The 7290-nt window shown below is 51.5% G+C and carries 6 protein-coding genes; all 6 read left to right on the top strand.

Features of this window, described 5'->3' with window-relative positions; all coding sequences use genetic code 11:
- Positions 1–295: 295 nt before the first annotated feature.
- The 6 genes from WKJ04_RS16180 to WKJ04_RS16155 are packed head-to-tail and all read left to right on the top strand — an operon-like array spanning position 296 to position 7144.
- The gene (locus WKJ04_RS16180) at positions 296–730 is read left to right on the top strand and encodes a YeeE/YedE thiosulfate transporter family protein (protein ID WP_337881365.1); all 435 of its coding nucleotides are present in this window, start codon (positions 296–298) and stop codon (positions 728–730) included.
- Entirely contained in the window at positions 727–1167 is a 441-nt protein-coding gene (locus WKJ04_RS16175) for a YeeE/YedE family protein (RefSeq protein ID WP_337881364.1), read from the top strand. Before WKJ04_RS16180 ends, WKJ04_RS16175 begins: the two co-directional genes overlap by 4 nt.
- 58 nt (positions 1168–1225) lie before the next feature.
- Entirely contained in the window at positions 1226–3349 is a 2124-nt protein-coding gene (gene rlmKL / locus WKJ04_RS16170; RefSeq protein WP_337881363.1) for a bifunctional 23S rRNA (guanine(2069)-N(7))-methyltransferase RlmK/23S rRNA (guanine(2445)-N(2))-methyltransferase RlmL, read from the top strand.
- On the top strand, positions 3349–3573 hold the full coding sequence (locus WKJ04_RS16165) for a glutaredoxin family protein (RefSeq protein ID WP_337843217.1): 225 nt from the start codon (positions 3349–3351) through the stop codon (positions 3571–3573). Before rlmKL ends, WKJ04_RS16165 begins: the two co-directional genes overlap by 1 nt.
- Before the next feature lie 6 nt (positions 3574–3579).
- Complete coding sequence (locus WKJ04_RS16160) at positions 3580–5487, top strand: ATP-binding cassette domain-containing protein (protein ID WP_337881362.1); 1908 nt, start codon at positions 3580–3582, stop codon at positions 5485–5487.
- A gap of 13 nt (positions 5488–5500) precedes the next feature.
- Positions 5501–7144 (top strand): DUF3466 family protein, encoded by a 1644-nt coding sequence (locus WKJ04_RS16155; RefSeq protein WP_337881361.1) that lies wholly within the window; start codon positions 5501–5503, stop codon positions 7142–7144.
- Positions 7145–7290: the final 146 nt, after the last annotated feature.

Genomic DNA, 7290 nt, shown 5'->3' with positions numbered 1-7290 from the left:
CAAACCCGGCTCCCGCAACCAACAAACTAACCAGCTTTATGCTGGTTTTTTTGTGTCTGAAATTTGCAGGTTGGCCACAATGTTTGAGCTGGAACCGCCTGTCAGCTCGCCGGGCTCCTCATTCTAAACCCTGGCGAAGGTCGTAGCTTCAAACCCGGCTCCCGCAACCAACAAACTAACCAGCTTTATGCTGGTTTTTTTGTGCCTGAAATTTGCTGAATTCAGCGTGGATGAATTTGCTTTATATTCCTTTTGTGAATAAGCTAATTCCATAAATGAATATGAGGTATGTCCAATGATTGACTGGAGTTCGTTTACACCCTGGCCGTCGGTGGCGGGGGGCGCATTGATAGGGGCCGCTGTTGCCATGCTCTGGCTTGTGAATGGCCGGATTGCAGGCATTTCCGGTATTTGTGCTGGCTTACTGACAAAAATATCACAGATCCAGTGGTGGCGACTGGCGTTTCTGATTGGTTTACTGCTTGCCCCTGTCGCCTGGCAGCTGTTTGCCCCCTTGCCTGAAATCAGGCTGCAGACGCCGGGCTGGCTGTTGGCTGTGGCTGGCCTGGTTGTTGGGGTAGGGGTACAGCTCGGATCAGGCTGTACCAGCGGGCATGGGGTCTGTGGTATGGCACGACTGTCTAAACGTTCCGTGGTCGCCACGCTGATCTTTATGGGGACGGCTATGCTGACCGTGCTGGTGCTGGGTAATGCAGGAGTGGCGCCATGAAACAGGCTTTGAAATCCGCCAGTGCAGCTTTTATTGCCGGCCTGGTGTTTGGCGTCGGATTGCTACTGGCGGGAATGGCTAACCCGGCTAAGGTGTTGGCTTTTTTGGATATCACAGGGGCCTGGGACCCGTCATTGGCATTGGTTATGGCGGCAGCAATTCCACTGGCCATGTTGGCGTTTACTGTCAGCCGTCGGTGCACTAAGCCGATGATTGAAGACAGCTTCCAATGGCCACAAGCCAGCCAAATCACGCCAGCCTTGCTGATCGGCAGTACCTTGTTTGGTATTGGCTGGGGGTTGGCAGGTATTTGCCCTGGTCCGGCCCTGGTGCTGGTGGGGGCAGGTTATACCGAAGCTGTGGTATTTGTGGCCTGTATGCTGATAGGGATGTACGCAGCCGCACCGCTGAAGAACATGCTGGAACCTAAAACATAGGCCTCAGTTTGAAACTGTTCTGCTATACTGTGCGCCGTTTTTGACACAGGCAGATTTTATGTTGGAATTCTGGGCGTTAACCTCGAAAGGGGTCGAAGAGTTGTTGGCGGACGAAGTCCGTCAATGGGGCGGCGAAGTCATTAAGCTGGGGATAGGTGTGGTTCGCTTTAATGCGGAACTGAAGACCGCCTATCAGCTGTGCTTATGGTCACGCCTGGCGACCCGGATTTTACGGCACTTGTCTTCTCAGCCTGTAACGGCTGACGCCGATTTGTATCAGGTAGCCAGTCATTTGAACTGGCCCAGCCAAATGCGGCTGAATCAGAGTTTTGCCGTCGAGTGTGTCGGCAAACACCCAACCATCGACAATACGCAGTATGGCGCACAGCGTGTTAAAGACGTGATTGTCGACCAGTTCCGCCAACAGTATGAAAAACGCCCGGACGTGGACCGCACAGACCCGGACTTACGTTTTCAGGTCCGGCTGGAAAAACAATTTTTCCATTTTCTGCAGGACTTTTCCGGCCCCTCACTGCACCAACGTGGTTACCGCAAAGAACAGGGCCAGGCACCTCTGAAAGAACACCTGGCGGCGGCACTGATCAAAAGATCAGGCTGGAATTTTGACCAACCCTTGTATGATCCTTTTTGTGGTAGCGGCACCTTATTAATTGAGGCCGTGTTAATGGCCCGTCATATGGCGCCGGGGTTAAAACGCATCGAGTTCGCTTTCGAACGCTGGCCTGGGCATCAGGAAACCTTGTGGCAACAAGTGCGTGCCGAAGCCTTTGGTGCTCGCAAAGCCATTGCCGATGGTTGCCTGTTTATTGGCAGTGACAATGACGAGCGCACCTTGCAAAAAGCCCGCAAAAATGCCGAAACCGCCGGAGTGGCCGATTTTATTGAGTTTCGCCTTGCCGATGCGACCCAACTGACTGAAGCGGTCGCCGGGCAGCCTGGCGTGGTGCTGACCAACCCGCCTTATGGTGAACGTTTAAGTGAAATGCCTGCGCTTATTCCGGTATACGCCGATTTTGCGCTTGGTTTAAAAAAGTTTTACCAGGGCTGGCGTCTGGCCATTATTACGTCAAGCCCCGATTTATTGCGGGCTTTGAAATTATCCCGTACCAAAACCTATAAATTCAGCAATGGCCCGCTGGATTGTGACTTCACCTTATTTGATCTGACCGAAAAGCAGGTGCAAAGCAGCAGTTCAGCGCCAGCGCTGTTTTTTGCCGAAAGCGAGTCCTTTGCTAACCGTTTAAAGAAAAACCTGAAGCAACTGGAAAAATGGGCCAAACGCGAAGGCATCAGCTGCTACCGCTTGTATGATGCGGATATTCCGGAATACAACGTGGCGGTAGACTGGTACGACGGCGATGTGGTGGTGCATGAATATGCGGCTCCGGCCAATGTTGATGAGCACATTGCGCAGAAACGCCTGTTTGATGTGGTGAACCTGACGCCTCGTATTCTGGAGATCCCAAGCGACAAGCTGATTTTAAAAGTGCGGGAAAAACAAAAAGGCAAGGATCAGTACCAGGCACTGAACCGCACAGGCCAACACAAAGTGGTCAGCGAATACAACGCCAAATTTTATGTCAACCTGCGTGATTATCTGGACACAGGGTTGTTTTTGGACCACCGCACTACACGGCTGTCGATTCAGCGCCAGTCGTCCGGTAAACGGGTGCTGAACCTGTTTGCGTACACAGGTTCTGCCTCTGTGCATGCCGCTTTAGGCGGTGCCAAAACAGTGACCACAGTGGATATGTCCAATACCTATCTGGACTGGGCAAAGCGCAATTTTGAACTGAATGATCTGACTGGAAAACAGTACCAGTTTGTGCAGGACAATGTGCTGGACTGGCTGAAAAGCTGCAAAAACCAGTTTGACCTGGTCTTTGTCGACCCACCCACCTTTTCCAACTCGAAACGGATGGAAGATACCTGGGATGTGCAGCGTGACCATTTAAAACTACTGACGCTGATTGGGCGTGTGCTGGCCCCTGGGGCCAAAGTGATCTTCTCCAACAACAAACGCCGCTTTAAGTTAGACAGTGAAGCGCTGCAGCAGGCAGGCTGGTCCTGTAAAGACATCAGCGCGGCCAGTTTGCCGGAAGATTTTAAACGCAACCCCAATATCCATGTCTGCTTTGAACTGACCAAGGCAGATGCCTGATGCAACTGATGAGCACCTGGGGTTGCCATTTGTGTGACGAAGCTCAGGCCTTGTTGCAGCAGGCAGGTGTGCTGCAGCAGTGCCAGGTGCTGGATATTGTTGACCATCCGGCATTGTTTGAGCGTTATCGGGTGCATATTCCGGTACTGGTGGACGCAGAGCGGGAATTATTTTGGCCTTTTACGCTGGCAGAGCTGCAAAGTTTTGTCCGGCAAACGAAGTAGAGTGTTATGGAACTGATACGTTTTCAGCAGGCCTGTCTGGCCTTCGGGACTCACCCCATTCTGGACCATGTTGATTTCAGCCTGTTTAGCGAAGAGCGGGTCTGTCTGGTTGGCCGCAATGGTGCGGGCAAATCATCTTTTTTGAAATTGCTGACCGGGCATCAAAATTTAGACGATGGCCAGATAGTGCGGCAAAACAATGTGCTGGTGGCTCGTCTTGAACAGGACCCGCCAGCCCGTATTGATGTCAAAGTGGCGGATTTTATCCGGGAAGGCGCCGGTGATTTACCGGCCAAACTGCAACGTTTTTACCAGTTGGCTGACTGTTTAGCCGATGCCTCTGCCGCTGAGCAGCGAGAGTTTGGCAACTTGCAACATGAGCTGGATGCGCGTAATGCCTGGGCGCTGGAAAGCCGTATTCAGGATTTATGCCTGCAGTTTGAACTGGAACCGGAAGCGACTTTGGCCAGTTTATCCGGTGGCTGGTTACGCAAGGCGGCACTGGCCAAAGCTTTGGTGGCAGAACCCAATGTGCTGTTATTGGACGAACCGACCAACCACCTGGACGTGGCCGCAATTCAGTGGCTGGAACAGTTTTTAAAGCAATTTAAAGGCGCCATTATTTTTATCTCGCACGACCGGGCTTTTATCCGGGCCCTGGCCACCCGCATTATCGATTTAGACCGCGGCATGCTGACCTCCCATCCTGGCAACTATGCCGAGTATCTGGAGCGCAAACAAAAGGCGCTGGACGTAGAACAGCAGCACAACGCGCTGTTTGACAAAAAGCTGGCCGAAGAAGAAGTCTGGATCCGCCAAGGCATTAAAGCCCGCCGGACCCGCAATGAAGGACGGGTCCGGGCGCTGAAAGAGCTGCGTAAGCAGCGGGCCGCCCGGGTAGAACAACAAGGCAAAGTGGATTTCTCCATTGAACAGGCGCAGAAATCCGGCAAGCTGGTGTTTGAAACTCAAGGTCTGAATGTCAGTTTTGACGGTCAGGTGGTGATTAAAGACCTCGACTTACTGGTGATGCGCGGCGATCGGGTCGCCCTGGTTGGCCCGAATGGTGTTGGCAAATCCACCCTGATCAAAACCCTGTTGGGCGATTACCAGGCCAGCAGTGGCCAGATTAAACGCGGCACCAATCTGGAAGTGGCTTATTTTGACCAGCACCGGATGCAGCTGAACCTGGATGCGACTGTGCAGGACAACGTTGCTGACGGCAAACAGGAAATCAGCCAAAACGGCCAGAGCCGGCATGTGCTGAGTTACCTGCAGGACTTTTTATTTGCGCCTGAGCGAGCCCGCACTCCGGTCAGGGCCTTGTCTGGCGGTGAAAAAAACCGCTTGTTGCTGGCGCGTTTATTCGCGAAGCCAAGCAATTTACTGATCCTCGATGAACCGACCAACGATCTGGATGTGGAAACACTGGAGTTGCTGGAGGATATTCTGCAGCAATACCAGGGCACAGTGCTGCTGGTCAGCCACGACCGGGAATTTGTCAACAATACAGTGACCAGTTCTCTGTATTTTGCCGGTCAGGGCCGTATTGTCGATATAGCCGGTGATTATGAAGATGTGCTGGCGTACCAACAACGCCAGTCGAACCAACAAAAATTGACGGAAGCGCCACAGAAATTAACAAAACAGCAGGAAGAAAAACCAATTCAGGCTTCATCCGCTGGCGCTAAGAAGTTATCATACAAAGAAAAACGTGAACTCGAGCAGTTACCTGCCTTGATTGAAGAGCTGGATGCACAAATTACCAGCTTACAGCAGCAAGTGAACGATCCTGAGTTTTTCCGGCAAGATGCCACCAGTACACAGGCCACATTGAACCAATTGCACGAGGCTGAGTCGAAGCTCGCGCACGCTTATGAGCGTTGGGAACAATTAGAAGCCATGAATTCGTAGTCAGGGGACCCGAATGAGATTATCACCCGTTGTTTTAGCTGTACTTTCGGCCTTTGCCGCTTCAGCCAATGCGGCTGTTTATCAGGTGCAGGAATTGCCTGAAATCACCACAGTCCGCTCTCAGTTTGGTAATGCATTAAACGACAATGGCGACATCGTCGGTTCAGCGAATTACGTTTATAACCAGCCTTTTGATCTGGACGCACTGGATTTGGAATCAGACACTGTCACCAGTTCCTTTACGACCGAAGAAATTGAAAACATCAGGACTGGTAATATTAATGCGGCTTTGAACTCAAAGTTACTGAGCTTCTTTATGTCGCCGATCAACTACGAAGTACAGCGTGTTGGTGATGTACAGGCATTTGATTTCGATGCGGGCCAACAGGTCAAAATCCGTGAGCAGGGCGCAGTGCCGACCAGCCGTGAGTACCTGTACGACATCAACAATTTTGGCAATGCGATAGCACTGGCGAGCCCTGTGTATCAGAAACAGGACTTCACGCCAGCTGCCACAGATGACAATCCGTCTCCTGAGACTGTGACTTTGTGGGTCCCTCAAAACCCTTACCAGCAAGCCTATTTGGTGAACGGCGGCAGCCGGCAGGCGCTGCCTATCCCTTACACTGACCATGGTGGTGGTTTCTCCTTTGCGCAGAAAATCAGTGGCAATAATTACATTGCGGGTTCTGGCAGTGTTGGTATGAGCGAGAGTGTGATAGAGCAGATTGAAGAAAGCTGTACCGGTGCCACCCGTCCTGTTGCTATTTGTCAGGCAAACTATGCCGGGAGTTATATTGAACGGGCTTTGGTCTGGCAACTGAACAGTTCAGGTCAAATTGGTGCTCCTGTTCAGTACGGCTTCTTAGGGCCAGAAATTAATGAAGAAGGCGTCAGCCTGACGTACCTCAGCCGTGCTTTATCGGTCAATAATAATGGTGTCGCTGTCGGTTACTCCTCTTACACCGACAAATCCCGGGACATTTATAACCAGGTGCATGCGACCGTATTCCATGAGGGCGAAGTGTCACCTGTCGTGGACCCGCTGGAATGGATCAGCAGTTCGGCTGTTGATATTAACAACGAAAATATTGTCGTTGGAACCGCCTATAAAAGCATTAATGGCACCACTCGCAGCAAGATGTTTGTATTTGACTACAACACAAACACGGTCAAGTATCCGGATGGTTTTTTCGTCAGTTCAGGCACTACGCCAACCGCCATTAATGACAATGGTTTGGTTGTAGGAGCTGCTGAAGTATTTTTATCCGATACCGCTACCCGGCGCCAGGTCGGCTTTTTGTACGACACCAACACCGGCACCTTTACCGATTTAAATACACTGTTGCCTTGTAACCACGGTTACAACGTGGTTGATGCCCGCGACATCAACGAAAACAATGAAATTGTTGTGACAGTGGTGAAATCAGTCGAAGGCCGTGATTCTTTAGGTGAAGTGGTACGTGACAGCGCAGGTAATCCGGTAATGGAGAGTGTGGCCCGTACTGTAGTGCTGAAACCTGTAGCAAACGGCACTGTGGATGACTGTAGCTCCGGCAGCGACGATGACGAAAGCTATGAGCGTAAGAGCGGTACGGCCTCCTGGTTCATGCTGCTGCTGGCGCCACTGGCCTGGTGGCGACGCCGTACAGCCTGAGAACAAGCGAGGCGGGTATGAACCCGCCTCTTTTTTTGCCCTTTCCATAAAAAATATTTAAAAAATTTGCCATCAAATTGCAATGCAGTTCAGGTTGTTATCTTTTGTCAACCCCATCAACCTAATTAATGCGCTGGAACCTTTTT

This window comes from Rheinheimera sp. (genome assembly GCF_037442345.1).
Taxonomy (GTDB): Bacteria; Pseudomonadota; Gammaproteobacteria; order Enterobacterales; family Alteromonadaceae; genus Pararheinheimera.
The sequence above is the reverse complement of the archived record's forward strand: the minus strand, read 5'-3'. Positions and strand labels throughout refer to the sequence as shown.